Source organism: Mycobacterium sp. IDUB_17 (genome assembly GCF_055419465.1).
In genome coordinates this window covers 105,260-123,825 of sequence record NZ_JBVAXS010000009.1, presented here as the reverse complement: position 1 = coordinate 123,825, position 18,566 = coordinate 105,260, and the positions used below count along the sequence as shown (strand labels likewise).

General features: G+C 66.2%; 19 protein-coding genes. 14 read left to right on the top strand and 5 right to left on the bottom strand.

The window, feature by feature from the left end:
• The first annotated feature begins 38 nt into the window (after positions 1 to 38).
• From ACZYZ7_RS30120 to ACZYZ7_RS30070, 11 genes are all read left to right on the top strand, one after another.
• Positions 39 to 1,211, top strand: a complete 1,173-nt coding sequence (locus tag ACZYZ7_RS30120; RefSeq protein WP_450072611.1) for an LLM class flavin-dependent oxidoreductase — start codon at positions 39 to 41, stop codon at positions 1,209 to 1,211.
• On the top strand, positions 1,208 to 3,055 hold the full coding sequence (locus ACZYZ7_RS30115; protein WP_463742420.1) for a flavin-containing monooxygenase: 1,848 nt from the start codon (positions 1,208 to 1,210) through the stop codon (positions 3,053 to 3,055). The genes ACZYZ7_RS30120 and ACZYZ7_RS30115 overlap by 4 nt, the downstream gene beginning before the upstream one ends.
• Positions 3,052 to 3,894, top strand: a complete 843-nt coding sequence (locus ACZYZ7_RS30110) for a TauD/TfdA dioxygenase family protein (RefSeq protein WP_463742419.1) — start codon at positions 3,052 to 3,054, stop codon at positions 3,892 to 3,894. Before ACZYZ7_RS30115 ends, ACZYZ7_RS30110 begins: the two co-directional genes overlap by 4 nt.
• Positions 3,891 to 4,811, top strand: coding sequence for an SDR family NAD(P)-dependent oxidoreductase (locus ACZYZ7_RS30105; RefSeq protein ID WP_463742418.1), 921 nt, complete (start codon positions 3,891 to 3,893; stop codon positions 4,809 to 4,811). The genes ACZYZ7_RS30110 and ACZYZ7_RS30105 overlap by 4 nt, the downstream gene beginning before the upstream one ends.
• Positions 4,808 to 5,959, top strand: coding sequence for a CaiB/BaiF CoA transferase family protein (locus ACZYZ7_RS30100; protein WP_463742417.1), 1,152 nt, complete (start codon positions 4,808 to 4,810; stop codon positions 5,957 to 5,959). Before ACZYZ7_RS30105 ends, ACZYZ7_RS30100 begins: the two co-directional genes overlap by 4 nt.
• Before the next feature lie 33 nt (positions 5,960 to 5,992).
• On the top strand, positions 5,993 to 7,147 hold the full coding sequence (locus tag ACZYZ7_RS30095; protein WP_135458146.1) for an acyl-CoA dehydrogenase family protein: 1,155 nt from the start codon (positions 5,993 to 5,995) through the stop codon (positions 7,145 to 7,147).
• Between the two features lie 5 nt (positions 7,148 to 7,152).
• Complete coding sequence (locus tag ACZYZ7_RS30090; RefSeq protein ID WP_463742437.1) at positions 7,153 to 8,073, top strand: acyl-CoA dehydrogenase family protein; 921 nt, start codon at positions 7,153 to 7,155, stop codon at positions 8,071 to 8,073.
• Positions 8,070 to 9,233 (top strand): acyl-CoA dehydrogenase family protein, encoded by a 1,164-nt coding sequence (locus ACZYZ7_RS30085; protein ID WP_463742416.1) that lies wholly within the window; start codon positions 8,070 to 8,072, stop codon positions 9,231 to 9,233. Before ACZYZ7_RS30090 ends, ACZYZ7_RS30085 begins: the two co-directional genes overlap by 4 nt.
• A complete protein-coding gene (locus ACZYZ7_RS30080) occupies positions 9,233 to 10,267 on the top strand; it encodes an acyl-CoA dehydrogenase family protein (protein ID WP_463742415.1) in 1,035 nt (344 codons plus the stop codon). The genes ACZYZ7_RS30085 and ACZYZ7_RS30080 overlap by 1 nt, the downstream gene beginning before the upstream one ends.
• Positions 10,268 to 10,285: 18 nt before the next feature.
• Positions 10,286 to 10,843 (top strand): hypothetical protein, encoded by a 558-nt coding sequence (locus tag ACZYZ7_RS30075; protein ID WP_463742414.1) that lies wholly within the window; start codon positions 10,286 to 10,288, stop codon positions 10,841 to 10,843.
• Positions 10,844 to 10,915: 72 nt separating this feature from the next.
• Positions 10,916 to 11,689 carry a VOC family protein gene (locus ACZYZ7_RS30070; RefSeq protein ID WP_463742413.1) on the top strand — a complete coding sequence of 258 codons (774 nt, stop codon included), beginning with the start codon at positions 10,916 to 10,918 and terminating at the stop codon, positions 11,687 to 11,689.
• Between the two features lie 38 nt (positions 11,690 to 11,727).
• On the opposite strand, the gene vph is transcribed toward ACZYZ7_RS30070, so the two are convergent.
• Together vph and ACZYZ7_RS30060 are read right to left on the bottom strand one after the other, a co-directional pair.
• Positions 11,728 to 12,591 carry a viomycin phosphotransferase gene (gene vph / locus ACZYZ7_RS30065; RefSeq protein WP_463742412.1) on the bottom strand — a complete coding sequence of 288 codons (864 nt, stop codon included), beginning with the start codon at positions 12,589 to 12,591 and terminating at the stop codon, positions 11,728 to 11,730.
• Positions 12,588 to 13,031: a cupin domain-containing protein gene (locus ACZYZ7_RS30060; protein WP_463742411.1), complete on the bottom strand. Its 444-nt coding sequence runs from the start codon at positions 13,029 to 13,031 to the stop codon at positions 12,588 to 12,590. Before ACZYZ7_RS30060 ends, vph begins: the two co-directional genes overlap by 4 nt.
• A 19-nt stretch (positions 13,032 to 13,050) precedes the next feature.
• On the opposite strand from ACZYZ7_RS30060, the gene ACZYZ7_RS30055 reads away from it, so the two are divergent.
• Positions 13,051 to 13,494 (top strand): hypothetical protein, encoded by a 444-nt coding sequence (locus ACZYZ7_RS30055; RefSeq protein WP_463742410.1) that lies wholly within the window; start codon positions 13,051 to 13,053, stop codon positions 13,492 to 13,494.
• Between the two features lie 3 nt (positions 13,495 to 13,497).
• A complete protein-coding gene (locus ACZYZ7_RS30050; RefSeq protein WP_450072624.1) occupies positions 13,498 to 14,103 on the top strand; it encodes a GNAT family N-acetyltransferase in 606 nt (201 codons plus the stop codon).
• On the opposite strand, the gene ACZYZ7_RS30045 is transcribed toward ACZYZ7_RS30050, so the two are convergent.
• On the bottom strand, positions 14,100 to 14,546 hold the full coding sequence (locus ACZYZ7_RS30045; RefSeq protein WP_450072625.1) for an Hsp20/alpha crystallin family protein: 447 nt from the start codon (positions 14,544 to 14,546) through the stop codon (positions 14,100 to 14,102). The two genes, ACZYZ7_RS30050 and ACZYZ7_RS30045, sit on opposite strands and share 4 nt — an antisense overlap.
• Positions 14,547 to 15,070: 524 nt before the next feature.
• Here ACZYZ7_RS30045 and ACZYZ7_RS30040 point away from each other — a divergent pair.
• The gene (locus tag ACZYZ7_RS30040) at positions 15,071 to 16,243 is read left to right on the top strand and encodes a Cmx/CmrA family chloramphenicol efflux MFS transporter (RefSeq protein ID WP_463742409.1); all 1,173 of its coding nucleotides are present in this window, start codon (positions 15,071 to 15,073) and stop codon (positions 16,241 to 16,243) included.
• Here the strand turns inward: ACZYZ7_RS30040 and ACZYZ7_RS30035 are convergent.
• Together ACZYZ7_RS30035 and ACZYZ7_RS30030 are read right to left on the bottom strand one after the other, a co-directional pair.
• The gene (locus tag ACZYZ7_RS30035) at positions 16,209 to 17,078 is read right to left on the bottom strand and encodes a winged helix-turn-helix transcriptional regulator (protein ID WP_463742436.1); all 870 of its coding nucleotides are present in this window, start codon (positions 17,076 to 17,078) and stop codon (positions 16,209 to 16,211) included. The two genes, ACZYZ7_RS30040 and ACZYZ7_RS30035, sit on opposite strands and share 35 nt — an antisense overlap.
• 34 nt (positions 17,079 to 17,112) lie before the next feature.
• The gene (locus ACZYZ7_RS30030; protein WP_463742408.1) at positions 17,113 to 18,564 is read right to left on the bottom strand and encodes a carotenoid oxygenase family protein; all 1,452 of its coding nucleotides are present in this window, start codon (positions 18,562 to 18,564) and stop codon (positions 17,113 to 17,115) included.
• Positions 18,565 to 18,566 lie beyond the last annotated feature (2 nt).

The following is an 18,566-nucleotide window of genomic DNA, read 5'->3' as shown; positions in this document are numbered from 1 at the left end:
CCGCTAAACGCACACAAATCACCGAGTAAGGAGACAACATGAAGGTCAATCTGGGCACGGGGGCGCAGAACTCCCACGACTGGGAGCGTGTGCTCGCCGGTGACTTCAGCACCCCGCCGGCCACCCCGGACTACAAGTGCGTGCAAGCCGCGCTCGCCCTCGGCGATCTCGCCGAGCCGCTCGGCTTCGACGGGATCTGGTTCCCGGAGCACCACGGCACGCCATATGGCATGACGCCCAACCCGATTCAGGCCCTCACCTATTTCGCCGGACGCACCGAGCGGGTCAGCCTGGGTACCTTCGTGGCGGTGGTGCCGTGGTGGAACCCGATCCGACTGGCCACCCAGATCGCCTACCTCGACATCGTCTCCAACGGTCGCTACACCACGATCGGCCTGGGCCGCGGGGTGTCCAAGGGCGAGTTCGCCGCGGTGGGCGTTCCGCGGGAGGAGAGCCGCGACCGCTTCAACGAGACGCTCGACATCCTCAAGCTGGCCTTCTCCGGTGAGCGGTTCTCCTACGAGGGCAAGATCTTCTCGTTCCCCGAGATGTCGCTGCGCCCGGAACCGATCAGCACCGACCTGTTCGACCGCATCTACAGCTCGTCCTCGACGGCTGAGTCGCTGGAGATCCTGTCCCGGCGCGGCATGGTGCCGCTGTTCGTGGGCAACAAGCCGATCACCGATGCCGGTGAAGAGGTGCGCAAGGTCAACACCTTCCGCGCCGAGGAGGGCCTGGGTCCCTGTCAGCCCAAGAACGTGATGTTCATGTACTGCGTGGGCTCCGAGGATGAGGTTCCCCAGACCGAGGAATGGATCTGGACCGCCAACCGGGATGTCAACGTGCACTACGGTTTTGCCGACGCATCCAACTTCCAGGGTGTCAAGGGGTACGAGGCGTACGCCGCGCGGGAGGCCAGTGCGACGGCCGTGCTGGCATCCGAGGTCGGCAACCAGAAGAAGGGCGGCCCGCCCGGATACCACGCGTCGAACCTGTTGATCGGCACGCCCGAGACGGTGTTCACCAAGCTCAAGGCCGCGCAGGAGGCCTGCTCGTTCTCCGAGGTCACCATCGTTCCTCAGTTCGGCACCATGCCGTACGAGAAGGCCATGGAATCGGTCAAGCTGTTCGCCGCCGAGGTTCTTCCCGCGGTGCACGACATGCCCGCCCCGCTGCACGCCGCCGCGCTTCCGGAGAAGGCCAACGTATGAGCCAGCCGAACACCTGTGGCCCCACCGACACTCCCGCCGATTTCGACATCGACGCAATCCGGGAGCGTTACGCCGCCGAGCGGGCCAAGCGGCTGCGGCCCGAGGGTGCCGACCAGTACCTGGAACTGGAAGGTGATTTCGCGGAGTTCTACGAGGTCGACCCGTACACGACGGTGACCGAGCGAGACCCGATCGTCGAAGACGCGGACGTCGTCATCCTCGGCGGTGGCTTCGCCGGCCTGCTGGCCGGAGCGTATTTGAAGAAAGCCGGTGTCGAGGGGATCCGCTTCATCGAGATGGCCGGTGACTTCGGTGGGGTGTGGTACTGGAATCGTTTCCCGGGAATCCAGTGCGACAACGACGCCTACTGCTACATCCCGTTGCTCGAAGAGCTCGACTTCATGCCGTCGAAGAAGTTCGCCGACGGCGCCGAGATCTTCCAGCACTGCCGCAACATCGGTAAACACTTCGGCCTCTACGACGGTGCGCTGTTCTCCACCCAGGTGCGCGAACTGCGTTGGGAGGATGACACTCAGCGCTGGCGGATCAGCACCGACCGGGGCGACGACATCCGGGCCCGGTTCGTCGTCATGGCCCAAGGTTCCTACAACCGTCCGAAGCTGCCGGGTATCCCGGGCATCAAGGACTTTGGTGGCCACGTGTTCCACTCGGCGCGCTGGGATTACGACTACACCGGCGGGGACGCCGACGGCGGCCTGCACAAGTTGGCCGATAAACGGGTCGCCCTCGTGGGCACCGGCGCGACGGGTATCCAGCTCGTGCCCCATCTGGGCCGTGACGCCAAGCAGCTCTTTGTCTTCCAGCGCACCCCGTCGTCGGTCGACCAGCGTTCCAATCCAGCCACCGATCCGGCCTGGGCCGCGACCTTGCAGCCGGGATGGCAGGAAGAGCGCAAGCGAAACTTCCACAACTGGTCGCCGTTCGTCGGGGTGGTGTTCGGCGAGCCGGATTTGGTCTGTGACTTCTGGACCGAGCTCGGGCGCAATCTGACGGCGCGGATCGCGGCCAGCGGTGACCCGGCATCGGTGACCATCGAGCAGATCATGGCGTTCCGTGAAGAAGAAGACTTCAAGATCATGGAGCGGCTGCGGCGTCTGGTGGCCGACATCGTCGAGGACCCCGCGACCGCCGAGGCGCTGAAGCCGTACTACCGATTCATGTGCAAGCGGCCGACTTCAAGCGAGCAGTATCTGGCTACCTTCAACCGTCCCAACGTGAAACTCGTCGACGTGTCGGCATCCAAGGGTGTGGAAAGGCTGACCGAGAAGGGGATCGTTGCCGACGGTGTCGAGTACGAGGTCGACTGCGTGATCTTTGCGAGCGGCTTCGAGATCTCCACCGAGATCAGCCGCCGGTTCGCGATCGAGCGCATCGTGGGCCGCGACGGATTGTCGTTGTTCGACTACTGGCAGAACGACTACAAGACCCTGCACGGGATGACCAGCCGCGGATTCCCCAATCAGTTCTTCATGGGCTTCATCCAGGGTGGCGTCTCGGCCAATACCACTGCGATGTTCGAACAGCAGGCCAAGCACATCGCCTACATCATCGCCGAGGCGCAGAACCGGGGTGCCACCACGGTCGAACCCACACAGGATGGCCAGGACTCCTGGGTCTCGACGGTGCGCGAACTCTCGATCGACAACTCGGCTTTCGAACTGTCGTGCACGCCCGGGTATTACAACAACGAGGGACGCGGTGGCGCAGAGCGCAACGGCGCGTTCCTCGGAGATTTCTACTCGCCAGGGTTCTATGCCTTCGACGATCTGATCGCGCAGTGGCGGGCGAATGGCGACCTGGATGGATTAGAGCTCACCACATGACGACGACAACTGCCCTGCAGACCCGGGATATCAAGCCGCGCATCGGAACCGAGATCCGGGCCGACAAGGCCACGCTGCTCTCGGGTGAACACTCCGGGCGGATCCGTGAACTGCTTGAGCAGCGCGGGGTGCTGGTGTTCCCGCAGATCGGGTTCACCGACGACGAGCAGATCGCGTTCACCGAGACCCTCGGCACGTTCGCCCCGGAGCGCCACGGCGAGAAGCTCTACAAGGTCTCCCTCGACACCGAGGTGAACAAGCAGGCCGACTATCTCAAGGGTTCGCTGTACTGGCACATCGACGGAACGATGAACGAGGTGCCGATCCTGGCCTCGCTGCTGCAGAGCGTGGCGCTGGGCAACCCGGAGGAAGGCGACACCGAGTTCTGCAACACCTACGCCGCATACGACGACCTGTCCGACGAGGACAAGGCCGAGATCGAGGGTCTGCGGGCGATGCACTCGGCGTGGAACACGCTGTTCTACTACGACCCGGAGCCCAGCGCGAAGGCCCTACGCCGCATGATGGCGATCGGTGACCGTGAACTGCCGTTGGTGTGGACCCACCGGTCCGGCCGTAAATCACTGGTTCTCGGTGCCACCGCGCGCCACATCGTCGACGCCGACGGCCCGATCGACTTCCGTAAGAGCGCCGAACTGCTGGTACGGCTGCGGGATTGGGCCACCCAGCCGGACTTCACCTACCGGCACAAGTGGACTGTCGGCGACCTGGTGATCTGGGACAACACCGGGACCATGCACCGGGCCACGCCGTATGACCCGACGTCGGGGCGGCTGTTGCAGCGCACCAAGCTCGAGGGCGAGGAGCCCTTCGCTTGAGCACCCTCAGATTCGACGAGCGCGTCGCAGTCATCACCGGCGCCGGCCGGGGACTGGGCCGCGAGTACGCCCTGCTGCTCGCGTCGAGGGGCGCGAAGGTCGTTGTCAACGATCCCGGTGGCGCTCTCACCGGGGACGGCATCGACTCGGCGCCCGCGCAGGATGTCGTCGACGAAATCGTCTCAGCCGGTGGGCAAGCCGTCGCGGTCACCGATTCGGTGGCGACACCCGAAGGCGGCCAGGCCATCATCGACACCGCGATCGAGCGCTTCGGTCGCGTCGACATCGTGATTCACAACGCGGGCACCGTCCGGCGCGCATCGCTCAAGGAGATGAGCTACGACGATTTTGAAGCCGTGCTCGACGTGCATCTGCGCGGCGCGTTTCACGTTGTGCGCCCGGCATTTCCACTCATGAGTGAAGCCGGATACGGCCGGGTGGTGCTGACCTCGTCGATCGGCGGGTTGTACGGGAACCATGAGGTGGCCAACTACGCGGCGGCCAAGGCCGGGATCCTCGGGCTGTGCAATGTGGTGGCGCTGGAGGGCGCCGCCGACGGCGTGTTGTGCAATGCGATCGTGCCGGGCGCGGTGACCCGGATGGCCGAAGGACTGGACACTTCGGCGTATCCGCCGATGGGCGCGGACCTGGTGGCCCCGGCGGTGGGCTGGCTGTCACATGAATCCTGTTCGGTGACCGGCGAATTCTTCGTGGCGATCGCCGGGCGCATTGCCCGCGCCGTCGTCGCCGAATCGCCGGGGGTCTATCAGCCGTCGTGGACTGTGGAGGAGGTCGGTGAGCAGATGGACCGCATCCGCGATGTCAGCGAACCGGTGATCTTCCCGGTGGTTCCCGACGGTCACGCCGATCACATCCGGTACAGCTTCGGACGAGCAGCGGAAGAGGTCAACTCATGACATCCGGTCCACTGCAGGGCGTGCGGGTCATCGACCTCACCGCCATGGTGATGGGGCCGTACTGCACGCAGATCATGGCCGACATGGGCGCCGACGTCATCAAGGTCGAGACACCGGCGGGCGACAACACCCGCTACATCTCGGTCGGACCCGCCCCGGGCATGAGCGGCGTGTTCATCAACGTCAACCGCGGCAAGCGCAGCGTGGTGCTGGATCTGCGATCGGAGCAGGGCAAGGCCGACCTGCGCGCCCTGATCGCCGACGCCGATGTGTTCATCCACTCGATGCGGGCCAAGGCCGTCACCAAACTCGGCTTCGGCTATGACCACGTGGCCGCGATCAACCCGGGCATCGTCTACACGAACTGCTACGGCTATGGCCGGCGCGGACCGGACGCCGACCGGCCCGCCTACGACGACACCATCCAGGCCGAATGCGGATTGCCCGCGGTGCAACAGCAATTGACCGGTGAGGCGTCCTACGTCGGCACGATCATGGCCGACAAGGTGGCCGGGCTGACCGCGCTCTACGCGACCACGATGGCGCTGTTCCACCGGGAGCGCACCGGCGAGGGCCAGGAGGTCGAGGTCAGCATGTTCGAGACCATGGCCTCCTTCATGCTGGTCGAACATGCCAACGGCGCCATGTTCGACCCCCCGCTGGGCCCGGCGGTGTACCCGCGGGCGGTCACCCCCAACCGCAAGCCGTACGAGACCAAGGACGGTCACATCGCGGCGCTGATCTACAACGACAAGCACTGGAACGCCTTCATCGACCGGGTGCAACCCGCTTGGAACACCGAACAGTTCGCGTCCCTCGAGCAGCGGGCCAGGCAGATCGACACGGTATACGGGCTCGTGGCCCAGACCCTCAAGGAACGCACCACCGCGGAGTGGCTGGATCTGTTCGCGGAGTTGGAGATTCCCGCGGCCCCCATGCTCACTCCGGACGCGCTGTTCGAGAACGAGCACCTCAACGCCGTCGGACTGTTCGAGACCATCGACACCCCGCACGGCCCGGTCCGGATGCCTGGTGTGCCCACCTGGTTCTCCCGTACCCCGGGCCACGTCGCCGGGTACGCACCGGAACTGGGCGCCGACACCGCCTCGGTGCTTGCCGAGCTCGGCCCACGCGACATCGCCGGATAACGGGCGGACACAGCAGGAACAGGAAGGCCAGGAGTGGATTTCGATTTTGGCGAGGCGGCCGACACACTGCGGGGTGAGTTGCGCGCGCTGATCGCCGACCAGGTGCCCGCCGATTTCCTCGGCGCGTTCACCGATGACCCCGCCGATCTGGCGGTGGCGCAGCAGTTCTGCCGGACGCTGGCACAGCAGCACCTGCTGTGCATGTCGTGGCCGAAGGAGTTCGGCGGCGGCGACGCATCGGTCTGGGAGCAGACCGTGGTGCGTGAGGAGATGTGGGCGCACCACGAGCCGCGCGGTGCCCAGTACATGGGCGTCAACTGGGTCGGGCCGATCATCATGCGGCACGGCACCGAGGAACAGCAGCGTAAGCACCTGCCGCCGATCGCCAATGGTGAAGTGATCTGGTGCCAGGGCTTTTCTGAACCTGAGGCCGGGTCCGACCTGGCCTCGCTGCGCACGTTCGCCCGCCGGGAGGACGACGGCTGGCGGGTCAACGGTCAGAAGATCTGGACTTCCTACGCCACCATGGCGCAGTGGATCTTCCTGCTGGCGCGCACCTCAAAGGGCGAGAAGAAACAGCAGGGCATGACCATCTTCCTGGTGCCGATGGATTCCCCGGGAATCCAGGTGCGCCCGATCCGCACCATGATGGGCCCGCATCACCTCAACGAGGTGTTCTTCGATGACCTCAAGGTGACCGAGGCCGATGTGCTCGGCACCGTGGACCAGGGCTGGTCGATCGTGCAGGACGTGGTGTCCTTCGAGCGCGTCGGCATCGCCCGTTACGCGCGCTGCGAGCGACTGCTGCAGGCCGCGCCAGAGGTGCTCGGAGACAAGTGGGAGCAACTGCCCGCCGAACTGCGGGGCCGGTGGACGCGGATGCTCACGCATTGCCGCCGGGCCCGGCTGATGGCCTACCGGGTGGTGTCGATGCAGGCCACCGGGCGGGTGAATCCCGGTGACTCCGCGGCATATCGGATCGCGGTGACGCGGTTGGATCAGGAGAGCGCCGAGGTGCTGATGGAGATGGCCGCAGCCCTGCCGCGTGGCGGCGACAGCCGAGCCGAGTACTTCCGCGCCGAGGTCGAAGACCACTGGCGGTACTCGCAGGCCTCCACGGTGTCCTCGGGCAGCATCGAGATGCAGCGGATCCTGCTGTCGCGGACCATGCTGGCCGGAAAGGCGTGACGGCGATGATTCTGGATCTCAGCGATGACGCCAAGGAGTATGGCCGCGAGGCCCTGAAGGCGTTCGAGTCCGCCGGTGGCGATCAGCTGCTGGCCCAGGCCGACGCAAAGCCGGGCACCCGGGCCGGGCTGGTCATGCCTGTGCTGGAAGGCCTTGGTGTGTTCGAGCTCGAACCACGCAGCGATGCGGACTCACTGGAGGCCGCGGCCGCGGTGTGCCGCAGTGCCGGATATTGGGCGCTGCCGTATCCGGTGGCCGAGCGATTGGCGCGCCCGGCGGATCTCGACGTCGACGGGCTGGTCGTCATCGACGCCGCCGCGCCCGAGGCCGCGCTGCAGGGGCTGGACAACCGTTGGGCCGCGGTCACATTGGATGGCACACGCAGCACCGTGACCGCCACCGGTGCCTCTGGTCCGTCGTTCGCCACCGCACTGGAGCTTTCCGACGTGGACGGTGCCGGCCTGGCTGACGTGGCGCTGGCCCTGGCGCTGCCGTCGTGGACCTTGCTCGGCATGCTGGACCGGGCCATCGATCTGACGGTCGCACACGTCAGCCTGCGCAAGCAGTTCGGTCAGCCGCTGTCGTCGTTCCAGGGCGTGCAGTTCCAGCTGACCGATGCCGAGGTGGAGCGCAGCGGCGCCGACATACTGGCCAAGTACGCGTTGTGGAGCGTGGTCACAAACCCAGCCGATGAGGCGATCAACGATGCGCTGGCATTGCGCCTGGCCGCGATCGAGGCGGCCGAGGTGGTGTTCCGGGTGTGTCATCAGCTGCACGGGGCCGTCGGCTTCTGCGATGAGACCACGCTGTCCTGGCTGTCGCGCTACAGCCAGCCGTTGCGCCGCTTGCCATTCGGGGTGTCCAAGACCCGTGACACCCTGACCGCCCGGCTCGGCCGGCGTGGACTCGCCGGGTTGTTCTCGTGAGCGACCTCGACGAGTTCCGGGCCACCGTGCGGGACTGGTGTGCACAGCACGTCCCGAAAGACTGGCGCGCCAACCAGACCGGCGTCGGCGACGACGAGTTCGTCTCCTTCCAGAAGTCCTGGTTCGCGCAGTTGCACACTGCCGGATACGCCGTGCCGCATTGGCCCGCGGAATGGGGCGGCGGCATGTCGGTGGCCCAGCAGATCGTGCTGTATCAGGAACTGGCCGCGCACGATGCGCCCCGGCTGGTGCTGGCCTTCGTCGGCATCCATCACGCCGCCTCCACCCTGCTCGCCGCGGGTACCGAGGAACAGCAGCGCCGTCACCTGCCCGCGATCCTCGACGGTGAGATCTGGGTGCAGGGGTTCTCCGAACCGGAGGCCGGATCCGATCTGGCCGCGCTGCGCACGACTGCCCGCGCCGACGGTGACAATTTCATCGTCAACGGGCAGAAGCTCTGGGCCAGTGGCGCTCTGCACGCCGACTGGTGTCTGCTGCTGGCCCGGACCGATCCGGAAGCGCCGAAACGGCACGGGATCTCCTACTTCCTGATGGACATGGCCACACCCGGCATCGACGTGCGGCCCATCCGCAATGCGGTGGGGGATTCGCATTTCTGCGAGATCTTCCTCAACGACGTCACGGTCCCCGCGGCCAATCTGATCGGCCCGGTGAACAAGGGTTGGCAAGTGGCCCAGGCCACGCTCGGCGCCGAGCGCGGCATGACCATGCTGGAGTTGTCCGAACGGCTGGGCAATGCGGGCTTCAACTGGCTGCTCGAAGCCGCGCCGGGCGAGGATCCGGTGGTGGCGGATCGGTTGGCGCAGTTCGAGATCGAACTGACCGGCCTGCGTGGGCTGTGCCGGGATCTGGTGGAACGCACCGAGGCAGGGCAGGCCGGCCCGGCCGACGCCTCGATCGTCAAGCTGTACTACAGCGAGTTGTTGCAGCGGATGACCGGATTCGGCGCCGAGATCGGTGGCCTGAACGCCCACACCGTGCTGGCCAAACCGGCCTCCAGCGGGTGGGAGTCGGGTGCCTGGATGCTCGATTTCATCGGATCGTGGGAATGGACCATCCCTGGCGGTGCCAGCGAGATCCAGCGCACCATCATCGGTGAGCGTGGTCTGGGCCTGCCCCGAGAACCGAGTGCGGTGTGATGAGCGAGTTTTCCGAGCTGCACGACGAACTGCGTTCGGTAGCAGCTGATCTGCTGACCAAGGACACCATCGACTGGCCACTGCTGGTCTCGGCGGGGTGGGTCGGACTGGACGCCCCCGAGGAGGTCGGCGGTGCCGGCGCGACATTCGCCGAAGTGGCGGTGATCTGCGAGGAGATCGGTCGAGCTGCGGCACCCACCAGCTACCTGGGCGGTGCGGTGCTGGCCATCGGTGCGCTGAACGCGTTGCAACCCAACGAGTGCCGTGACGCATTGTTGCAGGCGGTGGTGGCCGGGAACTCCCGTGCCGCACTGGCCCTGCCCGGGGCAGGCGAGCCGGCGCCTTTCGAATTGGCCACCACCAGGCTGGGCTGGCGTGTCCACGGCCGGGCCGCCTTTGTGTCCGATGCGGCCGGAGCTCAGCGGCTGCTGCTGCCCGCCCGCGACGCCGACGGCGTCCCGGTGCTGGTGGACGTGGCCGCGGAGGCACCGGGGCTGACGGTCACCGAGCAGCCCGTGCTCGACGAGACCCGCAGGCTCGCCACCGTGACGGCCGAGGGGGTGGAGGTCGACGAGGACGCGGTGTGGCGGTTCGACGGGGACCCAGAAGTGGTGCTGGGTGCGCTCACCGAACGTGCCGCGCTCGCGGTGGCCTGCGACAGCCTGGGCGTCGCGCAGGCCATGCTCGACGCGACGGTGTCCTACACCGGGGTTCGCCAGCAGTTCGGCCGTCCTATCGGCTCGTTCCAGGCCGTCAAGCACGCCTGTGCCGACATGCTCGTGCGAATCTCGGTCGCCCGTCAGCTGGTGAATGCGGCGATCACGGCGCCGGCACCGCTCATGGTGTCCATGGCCAAGGCCAACGCCACCGAGGCGGCCGTCGAGGTGGCGGGCAAGGCCATGCAGTTGCACGGCGGCATCGGCTACACCTGGGAGAGCGGCGTGCACGTGTATCTCAAGCGGGCCGCGCTCAACCGTTCGCTGTTCGGCTCGCCCGCCGAACACCGCAGAAGGATCGCGCAGCGCTACCGGTGAGCTGCGTACAGTAGCCGCGTGCGGGGGATGGGTGGCGTTGCCGCCGCGATCGGTGTTTGCCTGTGGCTCCTGGTGGCGGCGGGGTTCTGGTTGTCCGACTATTACCGGTTGCGTCCGTTTCTGTTTCATCCCGTGATATTCGGTGTGGCGGGCAGTCTGGCACTGGCCGCGGCACTCGGTTTGTTGATCGGCCATCGGGTGCTCAAGATGCTGGCCGTCGTTCTGGTGGTCCTGGCAGGCCTGGGCTGGGGCGGCACCGTGTTGTTTGCGCTGTTGCTTGCCGGCGGACACGAGAGCGAGGTGAAACGGCTCCCGTCACCGGACGGCGGCATGGAGCTGGTCGTGTTCAGTGGCGGCGGGTTCACGATCGACCCGATGACGTCGGTGCGGGTGTACACCAACAACGGTCTGCTGTCGCGGCAGAACTATCTGGGCTGCTTCAACGGTAAACGCGACGGGCTCAAAGAAGTCGAATGGACGGGTCCGCGGACGGTGCGCATCGAATTGTCGCGCGGCGGGACGATCACCATCGTGCTGGATGACGCCGGGCGGCCGGACCAGACGACCAGCTGCTGAATCGGCGATGAGTTTCCGTCACGGCGCCGGTCGATACGAATGACCGACCACTCACCGCTAAGGAGAAATATCGTGGTTACCCGTCAGAGCGCGCCGCTGGGCGCCCCCAACTGGATCGACCTGACCACGTCCGACGTCGAGCGCGCCCAGCAGTTCTACGGTGCGGTGTTCGGCTGGACGTATGAGACCGGCGGCCCCGAGTACGGCGGCTACGTGACCGCATCAGTCGACGGCAATGTGGTCGCCGGTCTGATGCGCAATGACCCGCAGTGGAACGCCCCGGATGCGTGGACCACCTACCTGCACACCGCCGATGCCGATGCCACGGTGGCGGCGACCATCGCGGCCGGCGGGAGCAACTGCGGCGGCGTGATGGACATTCCGGCCAAGGGCCGGATGGCGATGATGACCGACACCGCCAACGGGTTCTTCGGGATCTGGCAGCCGGGCGGGCACGAGGGCTTCGCAGTGTTCAACGAGGCCGGCGCGCCGGTGTATCACCAGCTGACCACCAGCGACTACGCCAAAGCGTTGGACTTCTACCGGACGGTGTTCGGCTGGACCACCCAGACCGTTTCGGACACCGACGAATTCCGGTACAGCACAGCATCATTCGACGGCGAGGAACTGGTGGGCGTGATGGACGGTTCAGCGTTCATCCCCGAGGGCGCGCCGTCGGCGTGGACCACCTTCTTCGGTGCCGATGACGTGGACAAGACGATCGAGCTGGTCGTGGCCAACGGTGGCTCGGTGGTGCGTGCGGCCGAGGACACCCCCTACGGGCGGTTGGCCGCGGTGGCCGATCCGACCGGTGCCGGGTTCAATCTGTCGTCGTTGCAGGGCTGATCGCGTGTGATCCGGGGTGCGCGGCGTACCCCGGATCTTCAGCGGTAGTTGGTTAGGCCATCAGCGAGTTCTTCCTCGTCGCCGTCGCGGATTGCGTAGAGGGCTTGCTGCAGAGCGAATGTGTCGCGGATCGTGGCGATGCGTGCAGGGAGTGCGTGGCTTGACCAGTTACCTGGAGCGAGTACTCGCTCCAGGAATTCGGGGCTATAGCTGGCACTGATCGCTGCGAGGTCCTCGGCGGGGTCGCTGAGGGTGACATCGTCCCAGTCGAGGACCCCAGCGAGGTGCGGCAGGCCGTCGCGCCACTCCCACAACACGTTTTCAGCTCCGAGGTCGCCGTGCACCACTGCATGGGTGAGATGGGGGAGGTTGTCGAGTGCTGCGAGTTCTCGCTCCGCTCGTAGGCGCCCGTTGTGGGACATGAGCTGGAACAGCTCCGCACGTACGCTCCGTGCGAACTGGTGCCACCGGTCTTCCAGGGCCTGAGGGAACACTGCTCGTACCGTCTCGTCGGTGCCGGCTCGGGCCAGATCAGACAGCAGCGTGGTGTACTGGGCCGCCACGGTTTCGACCACTCGGTCATCGTTGAGTGCGTCGTTTTCCAGCGGTTCGCCGGGGATCCGGGTGAGCAGTAGGAATGGTGTCTCATCAGTGCCGTGGGCACCGCCCTGCAGGAGCGGCTCGGGTGTGCGGAAGCCGAGGTTGAGGCCCGCGAGTGCGCGTAGTGAGGTCACCCGTCCGGGCAACCGCTCAGCTGCTGCCGGAGTGCGGGGAAGACACACCATGCGATCTGATCCGATGACCACGACGTGGAATTGCCCGTGACGTACTGAAAGGTCGTCGGGTTTGTCGTCGGGTAGCAGGCGGTTCAGCAAAGTGCGGTGTGTGGCAACGATGCTCACTTACTTGTACCGAGTGCGAAGTCGGCGAAATCGAATCCCGGCACCACCACACAACTGACCAGCGCGGGCTCGTCGTCGCGAGGCTTGGCGCGTTGCCAGTGACCGGGCGGCACCAGTAGTTGCGGGTGCTGCCCGGCGGCGATGTCCGGGCCCAGCAGGAGGCTTGTCGCGGTGTCTTTTTCCTCGCCGATCTCCAGGACCAGAGGGCTGCCCCGGTGGTGGAACCACAGCTCGGCGCTGCGCACGGTGTGCCAGGCAGACTGTTGGCCGGGCATCAGCAGGAACAGGATCGCGGTGCCGGCGTCGCGCGGCCCCGAGTAGCCCGTCGGCAGCGAGGCCTGGCTGATCGTCAGTTCGCTACGCCAGGTCTCGCGGTACCAGCCGCCCTCGGGGTGCGGCGCGAGATCGAGCTCTCTGGCCCAGTCGGGTAGTTCGGTCACACCCGATAGTCTCGTCGCTATGGTTCGTCTGCGTCCAGGTTGGCTCGTGGCACTGTGTGCCGCGGTCCTGGTGGTCGTCGCCTGGTTGCCGTGGCTGACCACCAGTGCCAACGGCGGGGGCCGGGCCAATGCGATCGGCGGGGCGGTGGGCAGCATCGTGTTGCCTCGTGGTTTTGGTGCCGGGCAGCTGATCGTTTTGCTGGGGGCCGGCCTGATCGTGGCCGGGGCGATGGCCGGGCGTGGCCTGTCGCAGCGGTGGGCTTCGGCTGCGGGACTGGTGATTTCGCTGGCGCTGGTAGCGGTGACGGTGTGGTACTACACGCTCAACGTGAAGGGGCCGGTGGCGGCGGGCTACGGCCTGTACGTCGGGGGCGCCATGGCGGTGTTGGCCGGGTTGTGTTCGGTGTGGTCGCTGTTGTCGACGTTCGGTCCGATGAGCGCTCGCGCGAAGAGAATGGGATAGCTCGTGAGTGAATTCGTGACGCCGTTGGAGATGGCCGGGCAACGATGGGTGACGTTGGAGCCATTGACGACCCGGCACATCCCGGAGATCGACGCTGCCGCTGCGGACGGTGAGCTGGGGACGCTCTGGTACACGATGACGCCGCGGCCCGGCGGTGCCGCCGAGTGGGTGCAGCGCATGTTCGAGCTGCGAGCTGCCGATCACGGCGTGACCTTCGTGGTGCGCAACCTCGACGGCAAACTGGTGGGGTCTTCCAGCTACCTGCATGTCGACGGCCCGAACCGAAGGTTGGAGATCGGGCACACGTGGTACACCGCTGCAGCGCGGCGCACCGGGGTCAACGCCGAGACCAAGCTGTTGATGCTCGGCCATGCCTTCGACGAGTTGAATTGTGTGGCAGTGGAATTCCGCACCCACTTCTTCAATTTCGCCAGCCGTGCGGCCATCGAACGGCTCGGTGCCAAGCTCGACGGTGTGCTGCGCAGCCACCAGTTGGCGCCCGACGGCTCCCGTCGTGACACCGTCGTCTATTCGATCCTGGATATCGAATGGCCCGCGGCGCGGTCCAGCCTGAAGTTCAGGCTGGACCGCCGTGGCGAGACCGGCTAATCCGCGTCGACAGTGGTTTCGATCGACTTGCGGTCGGCGCCGTGCGCGACCTCGATCTTACGAGGCCGTGCGCGCTCGGCCACCGGGATGGTGACGGTGAGGACACCGTTCTCGTACGTGGCGGAGATGGCCGACGTATCGATCCCGTCGCCGAGCGACAACTGGCGTCGGTAGCTGCCGAAGAACCGCTCATTCGCCAGCCATTGGACGGACTCCTCGGTGCGTGCGGTTCGACGCGCCGAGATGGTCAGGGTGCCGTTATCGACGTTGACGTCCACCGAGCCCGGATCGATGCCCGGAAGGTCGGCCGTCAGAACATAGTGGTCACCGATCTTGCAGAGGTCCATCGGCATGAACCGCGGTGTGCGAGTTGACCCGGAATCACCTGACAGCAAACTCCTGGTCAAAACATCAAGATCGCTGAACGGATCAAAACGAAGCACAGTAATTCACCTCCCGTAACGTCTCAGAGCCCGCCACCCTGGCAGGCAGCCAATCACTGTGCACCGCCGATATTAGCACTCGACCAGGATGAGTGCCAGACATTTTCTGGCCATTTTTCGATGATTGTTGCATGTCAAAGACGTGGGATTCGGTGGGAGGTTTTCATAGCGGCGGTTGAGGCGGCATGGCGCTTCCGTAGCGCTGCAGACTCGAGCGGGAATGCCGCGCGCCCCTGACAGGGGGCATGACGCCGGCGTCTCTGTCGATAGGCGGGGGAGACTGACCCAGCCATCAGCAATCTCTTCCCGGGAGGTCGCGGTAGCCTGTGCCGGGTGAATTCGGTTGCGTTCAGGGTGCGGGCCTTTAGTAGGGTGGCGGCATGTCGAGTCCTGAAGCGCACAAGTTGGGGGCTTTCGGTCACGCCGTCAGCCCCCTGAATCACTGACACTTCAGCTTCCTTTCTCGGGGTGCTGGCCGTGGTGACGAGACGTCTCCTGTTCGTTCTCTTGCCTCGGAGTACTCGATGCCTCTCGCTCTTTATCTTCTTGCCCTGGCGGTTTTCGCCATGGGCACCTCGGAATTCATGCTTGCCGGGCTCGTCCCGGATATCGCTGCCAGTCTCGGCGTCACGGTCGGCGCTGCCGGCCTACTGACCTCCGCCTTTGCGGTCGGAATGGTAATCGGTGCGCCGGCCATGGCCGTGCTCGCGCGCCGGTGGCCGGGCCGCAGGAGCCTGCTCGGCTGTGTGGTCGTCTTTGCGCTCTGCCACGTGGTCGGCGCGCTGACACCGAACTTCCCGGTCCTCTTCGGCACCCGTGTCGTCGCCGCACTCGCCAACGCCGGATTCTTGGCGGTCGCGCTCAGCGCGGCCGCCGCGCTGGTGGCGGCGGACCAGAAGGGGCGCGCGCTGTCGGTGTTGCTCGGCGGGACGACAGTGGCGACCATCGCGGGTGTGCCGGGCGGAGCAGTGCTGGGTGCACTGCTGGGATGGCGGTCAGCGTTCTGGGCGATCGCACTCCTGTGTATTCCCGCCGCAGTCGGGATCCTGCACGGGATTCCCGTTCGCTCTGAAGGGAATTCGGCCCCCGCGGGCGATGGCCCTCCGCTGCGTGATGAGCTCGCTCAACTCAAATCGCCGAGACTGGCATCGGCCCTGCTCCTCGCCGCCCTGGTCAATGCGGGCACGTTCGCCGCTTTCACGTTCTTGGCGCCCATCGTCACCGACATCGCCGGCTTGCCGGAGCTGTGGGTGCCGGTGGTGCTGGTGCTCTTCGGGTTCGGGTCGTTCATCGGTGTGACGGTGGCCGGCCGGTATTCTGATCATCGTCCCCGCCTCGTCATCGGAGTGGGCGGCCCGTTGTTGTTCGCCGGCTGGATTGCGTTGGCCGCCTTGGCGGCTCATCCAGTGGTGCTGCTGATTCTGGTCCTGGTGCAAGGAATCTCGGCGTTCGCGGTGGGGAGCACCCTCATCGCGCGGGTGCTCTACGCGGCCTCCGGGGCTCCGACAATGGGCGGCTCGTACGCGACGGCGGCGCTGAACATCGGAGCCACCTGCGGACCGGCGCTGGCCGCCGCGGCGCTCGTCGGCCCGGCCGGAAATCTCGGGCCGGTGTGGGTCGCTGTCGCGCTCACCGGGATTGCCCTACTGACGGTGCTGGCCATCACGATTCGACGGCGGACACCGCTGCCCCGGTGAGCCGATCGCCGCAGTGATCGCACCTCAGCACCGAGGAGAAACCGTGCCCGCGGTCGGTGTGCGTGAGGATCACCGCGGGGCCTTCGACGCCGGGGAATGACCGCTGCGCCCAGGCCAGCGCCGTCACCAGCACAGGCAGGAATGCGGCGCCCTTCGGCGTCAGCCGGTACTGCGGGTCCTCGTCGGCGGTGGTGAGAATGCCGTTGGCCCGGAAGGTCTGCAAGCGGTCGGCGATCGATGCGGGCGGGGCGGACAGTATCCGTTGGAAGGCGGAGAACCTGGTGGTGCCGGTGAAGGCGGCGACCAGAATCGCGAACGCCCAGCGGTTGCCGAGCACGCTCATGGTCTGCGGGAACAGGCCGGAGGGAGAGTCACGCCGATCGTCAACGGATCGGCGGCGGGTCGTCACCTCCGGCAGCGACCGCGACCAGCCCCCGCTCGGCCCCCACGCGGCGGCCACCTCGCCGGCAGCCGTGGGAGTCCCGCACACGCCGCAACTGAGCACCGGCGTGAAATCGGCACCGCAGGCCAAGTGCCGCATCCGAGGTAGTGGCTCACGATGTTCGGACACCCAGTGGCGTTCCCATTCCCAGATCGACACGAGCACCGGCCACAGTGCCCGCCCACGTGCGGTGATCAGGTATTCGTCGCGTGGCGGCCGCTCCTGATACCGGTGACGTTGCAGCAGACCGTCTTCAGTCAGGGAACCCAGGCGGCGGGTCAGTACCGAGTTGGAGATGGGGAGCCGGGTTTGGAACTGTCCGTAGCGGGTGGCACCCAACAGGGCCTGCTGCATCACCAGCAGCGTCCACTCGTCGCCGACCAGGCCCAGCATCTGCCCGACGGCGTTGGTGCCCCCGGCGGGTGTGTCAGTCACGCACCAGCCATCGGCGCAGCTCGTCACCCGGAGCCCAGGTGGAGTGGGTTCCGCTGGAAACCCGTTCCGGCAGAGCGAGTTTGCACACCGGCCCATCGACCACCCGGGCCGCCTCGAACACCAGGCAGTAAGACGCGTCGTCGTTCATGTCCGTGGTGATGGTGACCAGGTAGCCATCGTCCTCGCCGCGGCTGCCCACCCGGGGCGCCATCGCGGTTTCACTGCCGTACACCCCGTCCTCGAAGGCATAGCGTTGTTCGGATCCGGTGTGCAGGTCGTGGCGGACCAATCCGTCGAACAGGAACCACCCCGGTTTACCCGTGGCGGCATAGGCGTAGCGGTAGTCGCGTCCGGCATAACCGGGGTTGATCATGCCGAATTCGGTGATGCTGTCGGACAATTGCTCCTCGCGGGTCTGCCCGGTGACGAGGTTGAACCGCCAGCGGTGCAGTCTGGTCTGCATCTTGTCGAGCGCCAGGGCCGGTGCCGCGTTGCCCTGGAAGAACCCGTCGAGCACGATGTCGTCGCCGTCCTCGTAGGCGTTGGTGAAGTGCAGGACGTAAGTGGTGTCGGCCTCGAACCACTTGACGTCGCCGGCGGCGCCGCGGCGGGGGAGGACTGCGAACCGGGATGGCATGTCGCGGTGCAGTTTTGGCAGGTGCACGTTGTTCTTGAGGAACTCGGCATCCCAGAACAACGGAAAGTCGTTGAGAATCACGTAATTCTCGGTGAACGCCATGTCGTGGGGCAACCGGGGCCCGGGCAGTTCGACGTCGACGTAGTGCACCAGGCGGTTGTCAGCGTCCACCACGCCGTAGTGCATGTACGGCGCCTGCTTGCCGTAGTTGAAGAACAGCAGTTCACCGGTGGCATTGTCGGCCTTGGGATGTGCCGACACACCCCAATCAGCGGGGAAGGCCCCACCCCAGTCCTCCTTGCCCAGGGTGTCGCCGGTGTACGGGTCGACGCGGTACAGGTCGCCACACTGGTAGAAGCTGGTGAGCGCGACCCCGCGGTGCACCGTCACGTCCGTGCTCGAGGCGTCCTTCATCAGGGTGCGGGCGCCCCAGCCGTGGTCGCGCCGAGCCAGTTCGACGGGCTCGGCGATACCAGGCCACAGTGGCCCGCCCGCCTCGTTTTCGGCCAGGAAGCCGTCGGTACGGATGAACCTGTTGCGGTAGAACGCTTTTCCGTCGCGGAAGCCGACGATGTGCAGCATCCCGTCCCCGTCGAAGGGGTGGTAGGTCTGAAACGCCGGATGCAGCGGGTTCTCGGTGTTGCGGAGGTAGACACCGTCGAGGTCGGTCGGGATCTCGCCGTCGACGACCCGCAGATCGTCGGCATCGAATTCGGTGGTCTGCGGGCGCCACGCCCCGGTGCGGTAGGGGTGGCTGTCGTCCTCGGGCAGGGTGGACAGGAACTTGGTCACGATCTCGGTGTGCATGT